The organism is Bacteroides congonensis (assembly GCF_900130125.1).
Lineage (GTDB): Bacteria > Bacteroidota > Bacteroidia > Bacteroidales > Bacteroidaceae > Bacteroides > Bacteroides congonensis.
On the sequence record NZ_FQXY01000009.1, the window covers coordinates 769,115 to 786,479 of the forward strand.

At 42.3% G+C, this 17,365-nt stretch carries 11 protein-coding genes; 5 read left to right on the forward strand and 6 right to left on the reverse strand.

Annotation, left to right across the window (positions count from 1 at the left end):
- Window positions 1-107 precede the first annotated feature (107 nt).
- The 5 genes from BQ7997_RS09920 to BQ7997_RS09940 all read right to left on the reverse strand — a co-directional run bounded on the left by BQ7997_RS09920 (window position 108) and on the right by BQ7997_RS09940 (window position 11,550).
- A complete protein-coding gene (locus BQ7997_RS09920; protein ID WP_073345876.1) occupies window positions 108-8,036 on the reverse strand; it encodes a hypothetical protein in 7,929 nt (2,642 codons plus the stop codon).
- Window positions 8,033-8,671: a hypothetical protein gene (locus BQ7997_RS09925; RefSeq protein WP_073345879.1), complete on the reverse strand. Its 639-nt coding sequence runs from the start codon at window positions 8,669-8,671 to the stop codon at window positions 8,033-8,035. Before BQ7997_RS09925 ends, BQ7997_RS09920 begins: the two co-directional genes overlap by 4 nt.
- Window positions 8,672-8,688: 17 nt before the next feature.
- A complete protein-coding gene (locus BQ7997_RS09930; RefSeq protein ID WP_073345881.1) occupies window positions 8,689-9,198 on the reverse strand; it encodes a hypothetical protein in 510 nt (169 codons plus the stop codon).
- 77 nt (window positions 9,199-9,275) lie between these two features.
- Complete coding sequence (locus BQ7997_RS09935) at window positions 9,276-10,730, reverse strand: SU10 major capsid protein (RefSeq protein ID WP_073345885.1); 1,455 nt, start codon at window positions 10,728-10,730, stop codon at window positions 9,276-9,278.
- Between the two features lie 40 nt (window positions 10,731-10,770).
- Window positions 10,771-11,550: a hypothetical protein gene (locus tag BQ7997_RS09940; protein ID WP_073345888.1), complete on the reverse strand. Its 780-nt coding sequence runs from the start codon at window positions 11,548-11,550 to the stop codon at window positions 10,771-10,773.
- Between the two features lie 154 nt (window positions 11,551-11,704).
- Between BQ7997_RS09940 and BQ7997_RS09945 the strand changes: the two genes are divergently transcribed.
- Genes BQ7997_RS09945 through BQ7997_RS09965 form a run of 5 tightly spaced genes read left to right on the forward strand, consistent with a single transcriptional unit; the run spans window position 11,705 to window position 15,300 of the window.
- On the forward strand, window positions 11,705-12,118 hold the full coding sequence (locus tag BQ7997_RS09945) for a hypothetical protein (protein ID WP_229056126.1): 414 nt from the start codon (window positions 11,705-11,707) through the stop codon (window positions 12,116-12,118).
- Window positions 12,079-12,597: a rhomboid family intramembrane serine protease gene (locus BQ7997_RS09950; RefSeq protein WP_073345895.1), complete on the forward strand. Its 519-nt coding sequence runs from the start codon at window positions 12,079-12,081 to the stop codon at window positions 12,595-12,597. Before BQ7997_RS09945 ends, BQ7997_RS09950 begins: the two co-directional genes overlap by 40 nt.
- On the forward strand, window positions 12,590-14,704 hold the full coding sequence (locus tag BQ7997_RS09955; RefSeq protein ID WP_073345897.1) for a terminase large subunit: 2,115 nt from the start codon (window positions 12,590-12,592) through the stop codon (window positions 14,702-14,704). Before BQ7997_RS09950 ends, BQ7997_RS09955 begins: the two co-directional genes overlap by 8 nt.
- A 33-nt stretch (window positions 14,705-14,737) precedes the next feature.
- Window positions 14,738-15,067 carry a hypothetical protein gene (locus BQ7997_RS09960; protein WP_073345900.1) on the forward strand — a complete coding sequence of 110 codons (330 nt, stop codon included), beginning with the start codon at window positions 14,738-14,740 and terminating at the stop codon, window positions 15,065-15,067.
- A complete protein-coding gene (locus BQ7997_RS09965; RefSeq protein ID WP_004317974.1) occupies window positions 15,067-15,300 on the forward strand; it encodes a hypothetical protein in 234 nt (77 codons plus the stop codon). The genes BQ7997_RS09960 and BQ7997_RS09965 overlap by 1 nt, the downstream gene beginning before the upstream one ends.
- A gap of 46 nt (window positions 15,301-15,346) precedes the next feature.
- On the opposite strand, the gene BQ7997_RS09970 is transcribed toward BQ7997_RS09965, so the two are convergent.
- Window positions 15,347-17,317, reverse strand: a complete 1,971-nt coding sequence (locus tag BQ7997_RS09970; protein ID WP_008761277.1) for a portal protein — start codon at window positions 17,315-17,317, stop codon at window positions 15,347-15,349.
- Between the last annotated feature and the right edge of the window lie 48 nt (window positions 17,318-17,365).

Consider the following 17,365-nt stretch of genomic DNA (forward strand, 5'->3'; position numbering starts at 1 on the left):
CTGCTCTATAATATATTACCCAACCTACATTAGAAAAAGAGAGAGGGAGCAGTCTCCCGTTGGTCGACTCTCCCTCTGACGCTTTTTTCGCAAGAACGAGTTTCGCTCTATTCAATTATTACGAATTTTCCGCGGAAGGCCAGCCGCGCCCCGTAGTTCGTGTTCGAGAGCGAAGATGCATAGCACGCGTACGCATAAGCGAGACCGCTGTACGCACTCGAGTAGTTGCCAGACCGCAAAACACAACGGCCTTTGCTACTATTGATCCAATAACCAGCCGCATAATGAGTAACATACTTACTCGTATCTGCATTATGAACCCTGCTTGGCAAAATATCGCATTTTGCTCCATGTACCAAGCGTACCACACAATTTGCATTGGAAGATTCAACTGATTTCACTGTACGTTCAGTCTTTTTCACAGGATCATAAATATGGGCTATATAATCCGAAGGATACGAACTATCAGTATCAATACATCTTGCTTTGTAGAATGTTTCATAACTTGGGATATTAAATGCAATATAATCCATCCACTCTGAATCACAGCCTACATAATGCTTCAAACCAAGTATAGAATTAAGAGAATTGCCAGCATTACTACTATCTGCCATACCAATGGAATCCAGCTTATTTAAAATAGCGTCATGTCCTCCATTACCGACTACAGATTGTTCGTTGGTTGTTCCGTTTAATGCCCACCAAAGATTACTAATCTCTTTGTGTTGTTCATAATCCTGTAATTGGTAACCTGCACCTCTCAAACGGGAAATATTTTGGAAATCCTTTGCTGTGTAGTTTAGGGTAGCAATCGGCATCTCAATAGGATTACCACTACTATCGTATTTCCATTCACCTGATGTAGTGGACGTACCATTACCTTTCTTTGAGCGTACCTCACCAGAAAGACTTCGTGGCATCTTCAAACCGTCAATAGTAATAGGATAAACACCTACAAGACTGTCATTATCACCTACTGTATGTTCAGTCCATTCCGGCTCAAGAGCCTCAATGCTGGCACTATCCACAGAAAGACACTCAACATTACCAATGTCGCGAAAAGAAGTAAAATAGAACCATTTTGCACCGCTAGGTACATCGCAGAATACACACTCACCTATAGAAAAGTCAAAATACGTATGACTTACGGACATAATGAATATACCAAGTACACAATTACTTTCATCAGTGAATACACCACCTAGTCGCGCATGATTCAATCCCGGCCATTTCACCTGCTTCATACCTTTTACGTCCATCTTATAGCTGTTAGTATTAGAAGCTGTAGATATAACATCCTCACTCATAACCTCACCAATAACAGCATCATTCGCATACACTCCAGTGTTCTCCTTGTACAGAAGTTCAGAAAGTTTAGCCTTCTTGCTGTGTAATGCAGTCGAAATAGGCTCGTTTTCCGTAACAGAAGTAATAAAATACTTCACTTGGTTCTTATAATCATTTACGCCCTTATACCAATAGTGAGGAGCATGCCAAAATATATCAAAACCCTCCCCTGCCGTATCTGCAACATCAAAGCTACTACCATCTTTCAGATAATTAAAGTCTGTATCACTCAACTGTACACCTTCCATTTGATTCTTCTTCGTGTTGAACGAGCATTTAAAAGCATGGCAACCTTTCTTTATAGCAAGAGTATGCCCACTAGGAATATATGTGTTACCGTAGTCTTCACCTGTCTTGTTTTCAGGATTGCTGTACTTCTCACATGAATCGTTATCCACAACATCATTGATTTTCACAATAGAAAATTGCGAATTATGAAGCTCTAACTGTGGAAAATATGCAGTAAGGACATTTACTTCACTCTCTTCTACAAGTTCACTCAATATCCAACGTCCTGTAATACCACTACATTGTCCACTCTCATCGTATGCGTTCCCGTTTGCATCAAGCCCAATTGCTCCACTATCCTTTATAGAACGTAACAAATCAACACTAGCAGTTGCATTTACATTAGGAATACGTACAGTTCTGATCGCACTCGCATTAATTATCTGCTCTAAAAGTGTCATAGCATCCACATACGGACATTCATTTACGAATATCTTTGCTACCTTGCCTACACCTCCTAGCGTAAGTCCTCCGGGATAGGTCAGGTTTGGCAGATTGTTCAATACAAGTTCCGTCATCGTATCGGGCAGCGTCAATGTACTAATGGGAGCAGTTTCTGCAAGGTCTATGGTCGATAACCCTGTGCCATCCGCATATACTTTCTCCAAACGTGGACACTTCGATGCGTTAACGCTCAATAGTTCCGTATGCCGCACATCGAATACCCGCAAGAACGGCATATCGCCCAAATCAAGATTGGTCATATAGCCAGTGTTACCAGGCGACATCGTCCAATCTCCGTGCGTGTTGCTACCAAGGAAAAGTTCCTGCAACAACACCATCTTCGACAATGTATTACCGAATTGAGGGTCAATGCTGATTTCACTCAAGTCAATCATACTCATACGGTCGGCTTGATAGATGTAGAGCATGATGTTCTCGCCATGTTGGAAATTACTGAACACACCCTCTTCTCCTGCTTTCAGATAGATGCCCTGCGTGATGTTTCCACTGTCGTTACCAATTCCGAAGTAGCCTGTCTTTGCAGCCTTAAAACGAATAACCGCCCCCTCTTTCGCACCGATACGACCGCCTATATAACCGCTCTCTGCTTTGAAGTCGCCACAACGGTAGTAACCGTCGCGGATTCTCCAACGTTGTTCGATGAACGCCGGTAAAGAAGTAAGTCCCAATCCCTGCAAAGCATAGAAATAAATATCGCTGTATCCGGTGTATTTGATGTACTTACGCTCTCCGTCGTAACTTGACACCACTTTTGGCCACTTCTTCAATATTTCCGTAACGAAGTAATGGAGCGCACCTTTCGGAGAGAATGGCCCCGAACCAATGCCGAGTGTGTCCGGAAGTGAACGCATGGTGTCAGCGATAGCCGAAAGCGTAATGGTGTTACCGTTTTGATCCACCTCCATAGTCTGCTGTCCGCGTATGTCGTTCCACAACACGCTGCCTCGTCCTGCGTACGCGCTACTCGTCAAGTCGCCAGGGTCAACCTCCGGATCAATGGTCTGGCCACCGTCATTGTCCTTGCCGTTACAGGTATCACAATCATACACCTTGTTGCAGTACATTCTTCTGGCTTCCATACCGTTTGCTCCACTATATACTCCGTCTTTCACGCTGCAACCGTCCTCCAAGAACCACATAGGTTGCATATTCTTCGCCTGTTGGTCAACGGCGGCAAGGTAGTCCGTAAAGAGATAGTACGACACAAGGCTATACGGATTTATGTACTTCCACATCTTCGTTTTCCAAATCTCTTTCCAAGTGTCTTTAAGTTCCTCCTTGGCATAGTCGCAACTGTCGCAGAACACCAACACATTAAACAAGTCGCAAGGCACTTTGCGTCCCATAGCCAAATCTATTTGCAGTTGGTCATCGTCTATCATACACTCAAAGTAGCGTGTCCACATCGGATAGGTCGGTTGTCCGAGTTTCAGTTTTGTTACCCACGATGATTCTGCCGTGGTCGGTTCCATCATGTCATCAATGCTTCCCACTCCCTGCCACCAGTTCATGGCATCATAAGTCAGCAGTTCATAACCGCTTACAGGATTCAACACCTTACCTGTTATCTGCCACTTGCCATCTACCTGCTTCATTTCTCCGCTTTGTGCAGTCCAAGCACCGCTCTCGTATGCCATAAAGCGGTAGTTCTCGCCACAATAAAGGGAGAGCATATAGAGTTTACTTTTGTCTGTGGTACTATCGCTCTTGAAGCGTGATTCAATTTCATCAAGGGTTTCGTCTCTTCTGCCGAAGTATTCGATGAAGTCGCCATAGTTCAAACACCCTTTGTTGTAGCCGGGTGTGTCTTTGAAACCGAGTGCCACCTGCTCGCCTTTATCCTCTTTCCAATTACCTTTGGCATGAAACCAAGCATCGGTAAGACTTTCCATAGTCGAACGAAATGCGGCAATCGGGTGGTTGGCAGTCGAATGGTTCATCGTCAATCCGCTCAATGAGATGTCTCCTTTTACCCATGTTCCGTCAAAGGCACGTTGCGCCGGAGTCAGATAGTTGCTGCCAAGGGCACGATATGTAGCGTTCATAAGGTTACAAACTCCGCAGTCATTGGCATTGCTACTATCGGAGTAATCCACCTTTACTGTGATGATTTTCACAGGTATAGAATTCTCGCCTACACGTACATAGCCTAATTTCATCAGGTCATACGAAACCTTTGCATCTTCGTTGGTATATTCCGGATAGATAGGAGAAACTTCCCAACCGTCATTCTTCTGAAGATAGAAACGGTCATTCTTGATAGGGCGCTTCGCCGATGTCGTTCCCTGTCTGCGCCATTGCACATTGATAGCCTTGAAGCTGCGCCAAGGTCGTTTGGGATCATAGTAGAATAGTGTGCATTTGAACTTCTTGCTCGTGTCAATATCTCCGTCAAAGGTGTCAAAAGTCTGCTGATCATTCACAACTACATAGTAAGGGATACCTTTGGCGGCAAGAGATTCAAGAGTCGGACGGTTTTGTGTATCAAGCAAATTCTCCCTCTCATATTCATCAATCATCGCCGTTGTGTCGGTCAGTTTGCACAAGTAATTTCTAAATGCCTGTGCCCACTCGTAGTAACTGTTGTAGGCAAGGATGTAATAAAGGTATAGGTCTCCCTCTGTTCCGTCAAAAGTGACAGTCTTTGAGTTGAGAATAGCTCCGCTATTACTGATATATCCTATACAGCCCACCTCTTCACCATCCAAATACAGCTTCATGCATGAATAGTTGCTGCCACCACGGGTTACAAAGATAGTTGAAGGCTCTACAACGATAGCCATAGTGTGCTTTTCTCCGTTCTTAAAAGAGCGTTCTACCAATGCCGGCTGACCTGTTTTGCAGAAAATAGCAACCTTGTTTCCGCATACATAGAATCCGGCACCGCTGTCGGCATCGTAACACTCTATGAGTTTTGAGCTGGCTTCCTTGATGTTCTTGGTCGCAAAAGCGAATTGGAAAGCACAACCACTAGCACTTTCTACGGACGGATTTCCGAAAGGACGGTAATCCAATATCTCGGCTGTTACATTCTCGGCAATGCGCAAAGAGCGTTCGTTCAGATAGTCTATAAATCCATTGCTTGACCAGTTCGCACCTTTGATTTCCATCTTTACCCCATTGTTGATAATGGTGTGGTCACTTTCACTGTTGCTTCGTGTGGAGAAGTCATACCCAAACAAAGCACCGTCCTTGATGGCAATGTCAATGGCACTTCCTTTAACTGTCACTTCTATTTCATTGGTGCTGACACTTCCACTTTCAGCGTGTACAGTAATACTTTGGCTTCCGTCCGCCTTATAGCCGCTTATCTGCTTGTTCACGGTAATCGTTTCAGCAATCATGGCATCAACAGAAGTAACCTTTTCTTCATCATAGAAGACATCAATATGCGTTTCTGTCTTGCCAGGTGTATAGGCAGCTACTTCTACGGTCAGATTGTCATACAGACGCAATGTACCATTGTTCTTGTCATTGAAACGGAGGGCGACAATAGGTGTGCTATTATTCTCGTCTATGCACATAAGGGCTGAATAGATGGTATTGCCTTTTACCCCCGACTTGCTTTCCGTACCGAAGATACGCACAGGATATGCACCATGCGAGAGCCGTTCACCACCACCAAACACATCGTTCGGATTTACGGATATACTCTTGGTATAACTGTCGCTTACCATTGCTTCACCGAGTTTCTTCCATTCTCCGTTGTAGTACATTTCCACGGTCACAAGTATGGATGATGTGTTATTGGGAAATTTATAAAACTGTCCGATGTTCTTGGCGGATCCACCTACGGTAAGAACAGTATCACTTGTGTAATTCAATGCCATAGGCTGCTCCACGGTGATGTCCACGGCTACTACTGTAATGGCTTTCTTCTTAGTATTTCCGTCAGCATCTGTAGCTTGCACAAAGAAACTCTTGCTCGCCGCTCCGCTGAAATAGCCAGTAAAGTCAAGTTCAAACTTGTAGTCTGTGGCACTTGCAGAACCTACGATATTCATGTCCTCGCTAAATAGGGTTAGTCCCGTACTTGCGTCAATTATGCTCACATTACGGATAACGCCAAGTGTTTCTACACCTCCCGGATAACTCACACTACGTAGGGCCACATTAATTTTTATGTCAGAACCGAACGCTACAATGGGAGCGACATCCTCAAAATAAATGGATAGGGTGCTGTCCTCGCTGGAACCGCCTCCACCTCCGTTCTTAGGTATTTTCAGTATCACATCTTCTATTTGTCCACCATTCAGGTTCACGGCTTTGTAGTAGATATAATCCTCATCGCTTTCCTCGTCAAAACCAGCGATTGCTTTTTCCTGCATCGCGTAAGCACCGCCTGTTGAAAGTGCATCTTTTCCTCCCTCTGCTGGAGTGTCCGATGTTTCCACCTTGCCACCTCCGTTTCCAAAGGCTACCCACGGCTTCAAATCATCCGGGTTTACATCGCTTACTTCTCGTGTAAATTGATAGGCAAGCCATACAGGTGCACCGTTGGTGTCGCTCTCTGCGGTCTTGAATGTCACTACAATACCGCTCTTAATGTATGCCACTCCGCTCTCTTGCTCAAGGTCAATAATGGCTTTTATGGCGGTGGATAGCGTATATTCCACATCTTTGCACAGGGCGTTTACATTGATTGTGTTACCAACGCTTTCTCCATTGGAAGCTCCGAAGTCCGTCCAATTGCTTTCCTTATTCCAATCATCAATGATAACCCATTGTTTGGACTGCCAACCTGCTTCAGTCTGAAAGGTAAGCACAACACCTGGTATTTGCAAAGATTCAGCATATTCGGATGTCGCACATCTATCAAGAGCCACCGAGAATGTTATCTTACGATTAGTAAGCCCAAAGAGTTGGTTCACATTTACTACGCTTCGTGCTACTATCTGTTTGTAATGGGACAACAATACGTTCTTGTTTTCCGTAATATCTTCATTGGCTTGTAGCATTTTCTGCTTCAAATCCGCACCCTCATCGCCCGGAAATGCGGTCGAACTTGTATAGCCAAGGGCGAGGTCTGAACCAATGATAACAAGTGCTGAACCGCTCCAACGATAAGTCTTGTTTGTAATTGTGTCAGAATACACCTTATCCGAAACAGGAGTTATCCCGTCAATAGTTTCATTTCCAAACAATTCAGAATCCAGCCAGTTGTTGTAATATACACCGTCATAGAAAAGAACAAGCGAATCGGTGTCCTTGTGGTAGTAAATCTTACATCCATCATCCGTTGAACTTTTCCCGATAGACGATGGTTGAACAAGCACTTTTTCCACGAAACCGTCGAAATCTTTCACATCATCCATAGAAGCCGGTAAATAACGGCTAGGTACTTTACCATACTCATTAAGAGGTGCAATACCACCATTTTCTCCTTTCGTTCCCTTAAAGTCATTCAATTGGTTTCCTACCTCATTCGCTTTGGCACTTGCTTTGTTGGCGGTGTCTTTGGTTGTGTTTACCTGTTCCTGCAAAGAATTGACACTATTCCCAAGTGTAGTAAGACTAGTATCTTGCGAGCTATTTTTATCCTCAATATCCGATACATCATCTTGCAATTTAGTAATGTCTTCTTGTAGTTTTTCAACAGCTTCGTTAAATTTACCACTGTCTATGGATGGATTGCCACCTGTCTGTCCGGTTGCAACCCACTCACCTCCATCACCCACGTATATAGGAGCAGGTAAAGAAAGCCCAACAAGTGCCCACCAACCGTCATGCGGGAACGGGTAAGCCGCTTTCAATTTCTCAATGGTAGTAAAGAGTCCTTTGTTAGCTGCCTTGATATTTTTTGCCTCAATCCACCCCTCTATTTTTACGTTTCCTTTTAAATGGGTTTTACCTTGGACGGTAACATCTCCACCTACTGCCGCATTACGACTGACGGAAACATCACCGTCTATCTGTGTTGATTTTATCGAACTCATATTAATACTGATTTAGCTAATTCGTTCAATGCAGAGCTTTTCTCCACATCGCCGAACGTTGTTAATACTAATGCGGCAATAGTATACACCACCGCGTCATAACATCGCTGACAAATCTCTATCGCACCGTATTTGTCTATCTTGGGATAAGGAAGATAAACCGCACGACTGACCGTTGCATCCTGACTTTTACAAGAATAAAACTCTAATACTCTCCCCTCTGGTCGTATAGAAATAGCACATACAGGACGTTGTGTAGTGCCACGTATTCCTTTGAACCGGGAAGATTGCTTCTCGTATTCAGGATCGTCGACATTTATAGGGTAGAATACTGCACGCTCCCAATCGCTCATCTGGAAAACAACAAAACGCATAAAATCCTCCGGCAATAACACCCAGCCATTTTCACATTTCTGCCAATACACCTCATCTCCGAAGTTATGTCCTCCATCGAGTAGATAAGGAGGTGCAGAACTGTGCACACGTTTTACAGCCTCAATAATCTTTGATTTAATGATGTCGTTTAATGCAAGCGTGTCTACATCACCAATTTCTTTCAATACATCACTCGTTGTGTTTTGGTCAAGTGCTATACGAACATCTCCAGCTATCTCGTCAAGATGATATACCGTCATACGCTATTACTTTATTATTACAATCCTTCGAACTCTATTCCATGAGCTGCTGCTTGTTCCAGAATGGCTTTAGTAGAACGCATAGAAGTACGACTGATACCGAATTTGTCAGCAAGATAATCCTTAGCAGCTGCAATATCACTCACTTTGACCTTGCAAACAGTTTCATCATCCCCTGCCCCTGCGTTATCTTCCGTCTCTCCATTTTGCTCAACGCTCTCGTTGTTATCCAATTCAGTTTTGTCTACATTCTCAGCAGCCGGAATTTCTTTCTGATTCTTTAAAGAAGTAACCTTTTGTTTGTCTGTCACCTTTCTTTCAGCACTTTGCTCCTGTGAAGTTTGGAGTCTAAACAACTTTCCAAAGTTGTAATGTCTCTCTATTGACCTTTGTAAGATTTCATTATCTGTGGTAAACACACTACTACCATTTGACAAAGGAGTAAACGTTATATGAAAATTCTTTTTGCTTGGAAGCACAACATTAATACTAATATTGGTGTTCGCCATGTAAGTTTTAATAGTCATATTGTCGAATGAATTAAAAAGGGGATAGGACTTCTATCCCATCCCCCGATTAATAATTTGATTTATTTATACTCTAATTAAGCAGTTTCTGAACCACTATCTTCTACTGTTGCAGGTGCCTTTGCAAGTCTCATACGCGCATGTGCCTTTGCATAACGCAGATATAAGCAACTTACTTCCTGAATCACTACTGCATCGGTACGACGAATACCCGCTTTCTTCAAGTCAAGCACATTGCGTGCCCAAGACACGTGGGTTTTCTTGGAAAGGTATTCCGGATCCATGGCAAAACCGCAATCACTCATACCATTCACATCAAATAATTCATGATGAATGGTAAGAACTTCTCCGAAGTCAGTATCCCAAGATTTAAATTTCAAGTTCCAAACCTCAACGGTATCTTTCAAACGAAATTTCTCACTCTTAATCTTGGAGAATGCCGAAAGCATATCACTTCCGCAGAATAAAATCTTACGCTTATTACCGATACCAGTACCGACAAAAAGGTCTTTGGTTATATCCACGAGATTTTCATCAGTAATCTCGGCACAGTTCTTTTCGCTGTTCCATTCACCAACCTCGATATCCTTTCCTGCCATCCACCAGATTCCCCCTGTAAACCAGGTATTCATACCGTCCTTGGCAACATGTTTGATAACCTGTTTAACGCCAAACAAGTAGGTATTCTCCATGGCAAGGCGCATATCATATACGCCATCTTCTTCAATATCGGAAAAGTTCCAATTCACTTCTTTGGCAGCAATCTTGTCAAAGGTAGACTGTTCTACCTGTATCATGAAGTTCTGACAGTACTGTGTTTCCGGCATAGGAATATTGTTGAAACGCCCAGTCTGCACATCCAGTTCACCACAGGCCTTTCCCATACGGACAAGGGTTGTTCCTTGCGGAATCTCTGGTAAAAGAATGGGTTGCTTGCTTGAATCATCCATTTTCCCATTTACTGCATAGACTGTCGGCAAATTAGTTGAACTATCCTTTCCACACACACAAAGTTCAAGGTCAGGAACATTGCTGTCACTTTCTGAATATGCAGTCCCATCCGGTTTAGTAATAGCACTTACACCTACCACACGGATAGTGTCATCCAATGTGAACATATTCAGATCGCTCACTGGCAAAGAAACACTTGCACCACCCGTCATTGCTTCCAATTTTTTATTAGTACTACACTTTATTTCGCGTGTACCCACACTATAGTACTTCACCTCAAAAGAATTAGTACTACTTGATTTCGCATAACGACTAATTTGATCAATAGGTGTCGCCATCGGACGAATTTTCACAATGCGTTTATCTACATCGCTTAAGTAAAAATTCGGGTCTCCATTTTCACGACCACCGGTTTCTGTGGCAATACCATCTGTTCCACCCGTACCGTCTGCACCGGCTGTCACTTTACCTGCATCTGGCAGGTTTGATGCGTCAGCCATCATGACACCGCTTGATGCACTCGTCACAAACGCTAATATCATTAGCGTAATGCGACAAAAGAAATTCATTACTTTCTTCATTGCTTGAAATTTTAATTGTTAATAAATGAATTGTGTATCTTTATTTGTTTATTGACCTACGTTTTTCGCCTCCACGTTCCCAAATATTTTGTGCACCATCATATCGACTTATTGCACCAAGATCTGGCATTTGCCGTGAGTCTGCATTACCACCTCCATTCTTTCCTGCAAGATTAGCAGTACCGTCACTCTTGCTCCCTTTGCGTAGTTTTTCCTCAATCTTACTATTACGTCCTTTCACTTCTCCCTCATGACTGGCTGTTTCTACATCGCTATCATGTTTGATAGCCTTGATAGCCATTTGAATACTATCACGAGTGAATTTACCAAGAAGTCCGTCCTTCATAATTCCAATCAGAAACTCCATTGCTTGATCTATTTCATCATCAGAAATACCTTCCTCCTGCTGCATTTGTTCAAGAGTAGAAAGAGTTGCATTAATGTTCTGCTGATACTGTTCTTCAAACTCCTTCTCTTTGGCTATTCGTTCCGCATACTCTTTGTTGGCAGCAGCAAGAGCTTCTTGCTTCTCCGGGTCTTCAAGTGCAGCTTTAAAATCATCACCAAATTTGCGTATCATACCGATGATTGGATCCTCCCCTTTACGCCAATCAGTGAGAAATGCTGCACTACGTGGATTACTCGCAAAAAGATCGGAAAGTGCTTTTTCCCGTTCTTTATAGCCAGACAATTCTTTGTCCAAACCGTCGTATTCGTCGTTAATTTGAGCGAATAATGCCTCGTCGTCGGCAAACTCTTTATCGGGATACTTTGCTTTCAATCGATCTGTGTATCGCTCGCGATTGCTCTTAACTTCCATATTATTAGGTATAATGTGAGAAAAATAAATTTTAGTCTTTATCTACAAAGCAAAAATAGCGAGGGAAAGAAGGATTCCACGTTTATCTTTTTACGCTCCAATCTATAACTTTGGAACATAGATAAATAGAAAAATGAAGCATAAAGGCGCTATAATGGAATACTCAAAGGAACGTATGGACGATTTAATGAGAGCATACGATGAATACATTTCATCATGCGACTATATCCGTATGTCCGAGGTATACAAAATAATAGTCAATATGCCCTCTCGCCGCTTTTGGGTTAGTGATATACGTGCTGCATTGATTATTTCTGCAATGATGAGAGGTAAAACAGATTTGAGCACAATGTGCCCATTGAAAAAAGAGATGTATGAAGAAATTTATAATCGGGTATTTAAGCTTCAAGAAGAATATCCTGAATTAACTATTTCCGAACTGTGCGCCAAAGTTATTGCACAACCTGCTCCTAAATTCTACCTTACGCCAGGCAGTGCAAAAGTAATGGTATGTAAAGCAAGAAAACAATGGATACAAGAAAAATGGAAAAGATTACGGCTCTTGTAATTTCTACTATTGTTGTAGGTTTGTCATTTTTCAAAGTATGGGATTGGCAAACTGTAGGCATTTACGCAGGAAGTGATATTGCCGGACGTGTATTGTACCCATTTTTTCACGCAAACATTCTGCACGCTTCCCTTAATTCATGGTGTTTGCTTTCAATGGTTTTTATTTATGACATTGGAATATGGCGGTTAGTACTAGCTTACATAATTGCTGTTACGATTCCAGTTGACACTATTGAGTGTTTTATTGGTGAAATGACATCACCAACAGTAGGATTATCGGGAATAGTATTTGTTTTATTTGGCTCAATCTCGTTTGAAGTATTACGCAAACAATATTACCAGTTGTGGATGATACTCTATCTTACTGCAGGTTTCTTATTTCCACACACCAATGCAATATTACACCTATGGTGTTATATGTTAGGTTTCCTTGTGGCTCTGCTTAACAAGCCGATAATAAAAAAGTCACATGATTAAAGGTAATATAAACATAAAAGCCATTACCAATATACTAATAGAGAATGAACGCCGTAATTCAATTATTTATGCAAAATTTAATCCTATTACCGGCGAAGGTTCTGTAGGGGGACGTGTCAAATGTACCATTAGTGATTTTCCTATACGCAATCAATGGCTACCAAAGCGTGTAATGAAAATACCGCTTGTACGTCAACTTGTGGAAGCAGGTTCTATTGCCAAATTCCTTACGGATTACATGGGAGTAGAAGACAATCCGGATGATCGGCTGAAAGTTATAGAGCAATTTGTACGCATACGTAGCCGCGAGGACTTTCCATTTTGGGCAGCTACATTCGTTTATATCAAGAATAAAGGTGGTGGAGAAGATGTATTGTTCCGTCTTACAAGACCGCAACGTCGCTTTGTGGAACGGCTCGAAAAATTACGTATTGCAGGAAAGCCAATACGTATTATTCTACTAAAGGCGCGACAATGGGGCGGCTCTACCACTTCACAGCTTTATATGGCATGGTTGCAACTCCTTCACAAAATAGGACTGAATTCACTCATAATAGCACATCAAGGTGCAGGTTCCGATGAAATCAAAGATATGTTCGACAGGATGATTAAAAAATATCCAGTCGAAATGCTTCACAAGATTGATGAACTTTACAATGAGAATGAGCCGAAACTTGTAGGAGTGGGTAAATCGGGTAGCATATACCGTGTTCCTCAACGAAACTGTAAAATTAAAATTGGTACAGCGGAACGCCCGGATAGTTGCCGAGGTGGAGATTATAACCTTGTACATCTTTCAGAAGTAGGAATATGGAAAGCAACGGAAGGTAAGAAACCAGAAGATATTGTGCGGTCGGCCTGTTCGGGTATTCTCCTAAAACCATACACTATGATTGTCTATGAGAGTACAGCGAATGGTACAGGAAATTTCTTTCACAGGGAATATACCGCAGCAAAGAAAGGGGATTCCCAGTTCGAAGCCATGTTCGTATCATGGTTCGACATAGAACAATACACGCTAGCTTTCAATTCGGATAAAGAAAAACAAGGTTTTGCAGAATGGCTCTATAAAAACCGTAACAATGAAAATACTAGTTCCGAACGTGAAGAATGCGGTAAGTATCTTTGGTGGTTATGGGAGAAAGGGGCTACGCTCGAAGCTATCAACTGGTATATAGCCGAACGTAGGAAGTATAATGACCATGGACAAATGGCTGCCGAATTTCCGTCCGACGATATTGAAGCCTTTGTTCATTCAGGAGCGCGTGTGTTTGACAAATACAAGGTGGACGCAATGCGTGGTACCTGCAAGAAGCCTAAATATGTCGGCGAAGTCTACGCCGATGCAGACGAAGGCAAGAACGCTTTGCAGAACTTGCGTTTTGTGGAAGACAAACAGGGGTTGTTACATATTTGGGAACTGCCTGAAATAGATGAAAAGGAAGTTGTCACAGACCGCTACCTCACTGTTGTCGATGTGGGAGGCCGTTCCAATAAAGCCGACTTCTCTGTCATTGTCGTGTTCGATCGTCTATTCATGATTGATGGCGACAGGCCAGTCGTGGTTGCCCAATGGTATGGACATTGCGACATCGACCAGCTTGCGTGGAAAGCGGCACAAATAGCAGCGTTTTATGACAATTCGCTTTTGGTGATAGAAAGCAACACGTTGGAAACTCATGATAAGGAGCGGCAAGTGGATGGTGACCAATCCGGATTTATTCTTAACCAAATAAAGGATATATATCCCAACCTGTATGCACGCAAACAATCAGAAGAAGATGTACGCGAGGGATTACCTACAAAATACGGTTTTCATACCAACATTTCCACTAAACCGATGATTATATCAACATTAGTCAAAGTTATTCGTGAAAACCTGTACACAGAACGTGATGAACGTTGTTTGGATGAATATCTGTGTTATGAGAAAAAGCCGAACGGCGCTTTTGGCGCAATTACCGGTAAGCATGATGACTTATTAATGACAAGGGCTATCGGACTGCATATCTGCTTCTTTGAAATGGATACTCCCAAAATTGTACCTCGTGTTGGCCGATTTACTGTTAAAAGAAGAAAGAAAGCTGTTTCGGCAGCAACAATATAAAATTAAACATTTAATTTAATAAACTAATAAACAATGAACATTATCAGAAAATTACGTGCATCAATCCGTTTAAATGAAGCGGTAGTGAAAGCAGACAAAGCACATGAGGAAACAGGTGAACGTTATTACGTTATGCCCAATGGAAAGAGTGGTAAACTCATCATTATGGATAGATTCAACTTCCGCAAACTGAAACAGAAAGGTTATTTATCTCGTTCAACATTCGTGAATGATTTGGAGCGTGAGTGTTTCTATTGTACTCCTTATAAAAATGGAAGCGGCGCATTACCTGAATTAATTGTGAAACTCAAGCGCAAAGAATATTTCACTTACCTTGATTCACTCAAAAAAAGAAAAAAGTAATGGGAAGTAGATATGATGCAAAACAGGGGATAGACGGCATTGTCACACTTACTAATGACCCTCTAGCTATTGACAATATCCGAAAAATAAAAGCTGGCGACCGAGTTGTGTGTAATGACGATGGAAATTCAGGAACAGTATTAGCAGTAGACGATGATAATTACGGTTGTACAGTACTATTCGATGATACATTAGAAACATGGATAGAATGCGACCAATTGTCCAAAGAGTAATTTTCTAAACGGCGAATAGAGCGGGGTTCTATTCGCCGTTTAGAATTTAGCCTTGCATTGCCCCATGCAACTGATTTACAGCTTCCATATTTGCATTTTGTTGCGCTTGTTGGAGTAATTGAGGTGAAAGCCCGTCAGGAACTCTCCCCTGTGCGAGTTGTTCCTTTTGGCTCTTGATACTCTGTAATAGTTCATCGGCAAACGGGAAATCTCCATGTTCAAGCAACTGCTCTACGCTGATCGCTTGGGACTGGTACAACTGCATTAGCATATCATTAGCAAGATGCCTGTATGCCGGTGTTGAAGTACTTTCAGTAATGCTTAAGTCAAATTCTACATCCCGGATTTTCTTCGGGTCATATTCAATTTGTGCACCACTCCTACCAGCAATATTGAACACACGTTTCGTATCATAAAACTGCTGCATGTTCTTCACATCTTTGTATGCCCCGTCCACAACAAAGCAACTAAAACACTCAAGCAAATCTAGTAGTGATTTTGTAGCATTCTCTGTCTGTTGATTGTAATGTGATGCACTTTCCCCCGAATATCCCGGCTTTCCCTGCAATGCACCAGTTACCCCCGAAATATCCTCAAAGAATTTCAATTGCATATTCAGTAGTTCGGCAATACCTATGTTCGTGGAGTTGTTGGCTACCTGTTCCGGTACCTTGCCACTTTTGCTTGGTCTGTACACAATGACACCATTGAACTCCGTCCAGCTCTCTGCAATATCGTCAATGCTCACACCATCAGGCAAAGAATCTTCCGGCATCATCAATACACCTTTTGCGCTTGCCCTCATAATCCAGTCATAAAGCGTTATCAATCGATTGGTGTATCGTTGCTGGTCTATCACATCCGCCACGAATGAGTGTATTTCACCATCAATAAACGGATAAGCTTTGAAAACGTATGGATGACTGCCATGTTCGTAGGGCGTCTCCCCTTCCCTCAATATATCACCGAATGGAGATAGATAATAGAAATACCAGTAATCATCTACAAACCAAGTAGCTTTTATCAACGGTACTTCTTCTTCAGGCATACCCACCTCCTTGGCCATACGCATACGTTCTTCGTTTTCGGCAAGTACTACTTGTGCATAATCTTCCTCATCTATCTTGAAAATGTCACCATTTTGGTAATCATGACAACGGTATCTCGGCTTCTGTTCCTTACGCCATATTTCTATTACCCTGCATCTTCCCGGCTCACTGGTAAAGAGAAAATCATAATTTTCTAACCGACTATACCCAAATCGCTCTGCGTAAGTGGCTATATAATCCTTTCTTGCAGCCCACTTATAAATATCACGAAGCTCACGATATTCTTGCGGACTGGAAGCAAATTGCTCACACAGTTGCCCAAAAGATATATCATGTACTTCTCCAAGCACGGACACATCCCAACCTCTAAAATCCCTCATATTGTTATCAATGAAGAAATTGTTCGGCTGTACATAATCCGTCCAGCAATCTTCTTTACCATTACGCCAACCATATGATTTACGATGAACAATAAAGCCACTGATTAGAAATTCTTCCATACTTCGAGCGTACACATCGGGCATTCGGTTGAGTTGCATATTGCATTGTAATATAGTACTCATTGTTTCACCGAGCTTCTGTTCATCTCTATCACGTGCTGTACAAGTAGGTTCTTTACTTTGGCTGCGGTACACCCCCAATACACTGCGTACAAGCCGACGAATAAGATTATTTTTCAATGGCACATTACCTTGGCTCTTGATATATTCTTCTTCAGTCATGGATTTACCATCAACACAAATCATATCATCCCATTGAAAACCATAAGTATAGCGTTTATTGCGTTCCCGGTCTTTTCGAAAGTCCTCCATCTGATTCCAATAGTACTGCGCTTCCATTAGAATATCAAATGCTCTGCGACCACCATACCGCTTTGCAGAAGCAACGGTATCAATTTCAGATAGCTCATTCCGTTTCGGCGCAATTCGGCTCATTGGTAACAATTTTCCTTTGCCTTTATTATGCATATTTTCGTTGTTTAATGATTGCTTAGAGTACAAAAGTAGTACCCAAAG

Coding starts and splice junctions, on each gene's coding strand:
- BQ7997_RS09935 (WP_073345885.1), bottom strand. CDS start 10,730: ATGAAGAAAGTAATGAATTTCTTTTGTCGCATTACGCTAATGATATTA.
- BQ7997_RS09940 (WP_073345888.1), bottom strand. CDS start 11,550: ATGGAAGTTAAGAGCAATCGCGAGCGATACACAGATCGATTGAAAGCA.
- BQ7997_RS09960 (WP_073345900.1), top strand. CDS start 14,738: ATGAACATTATCAGAAAATTACGTGCATCAATCCGTTTAAATGAAGCG.
- BQ7997_RS09920 (WP_073345876.1), bottom strand. CDS start 8,036: ATGAGTTCGATAAAATCAACACAGATAGACGGTGATGTTTCCGTCAGT.
- BQ7997_RS09950 (WP_073345895.1), top strand. CDS start 12,079: ATGGATACAAGAAAAATGGAAAAGATTACGGCTCTTGTAATTTCTACT.
- BQ7997_RS09965 (WP_004317974.1), top strand. CDS start 15,067: ATGGGAAGTAGATATGATGCAAAACAGGGGATAGACGGCATTGTCACA.
- BQ7997_RS09925 (WP_073345879.1), bottom strand. CDS start 8,671: ATGACGGTATATCATCTTGACGAGATAGCTGGAGATGTTCGTATAGCA.
- BQ7997_RS09945 (WP_229056126.1), top strand. CDS start 11,705: ATGGAATACTCAAAGGAACGTATGGACGATTTAATGAGAGCATACGAT.
- BQ7997_RS09930 (WP_073345881.1), bottom strand. CDS start 9,198: ATGACTATTAAAACTTACATGGCGAACACCAATATTAGTATTAATGTT.
- BQ7997_RS09955 (WP_073345897.1), top strand. CDS start 12,590: ATGATTAAAGGTAATATAAACATAAAAGCCATTACCAATATACTAATA.
- BQ7997_RS09970 (WP_008761277.1), bottom strand. CDS start 17,317: ATGCATAATAAAGGCAAAGGAAAATTGTTACCAATGAGCCGAATTGCG.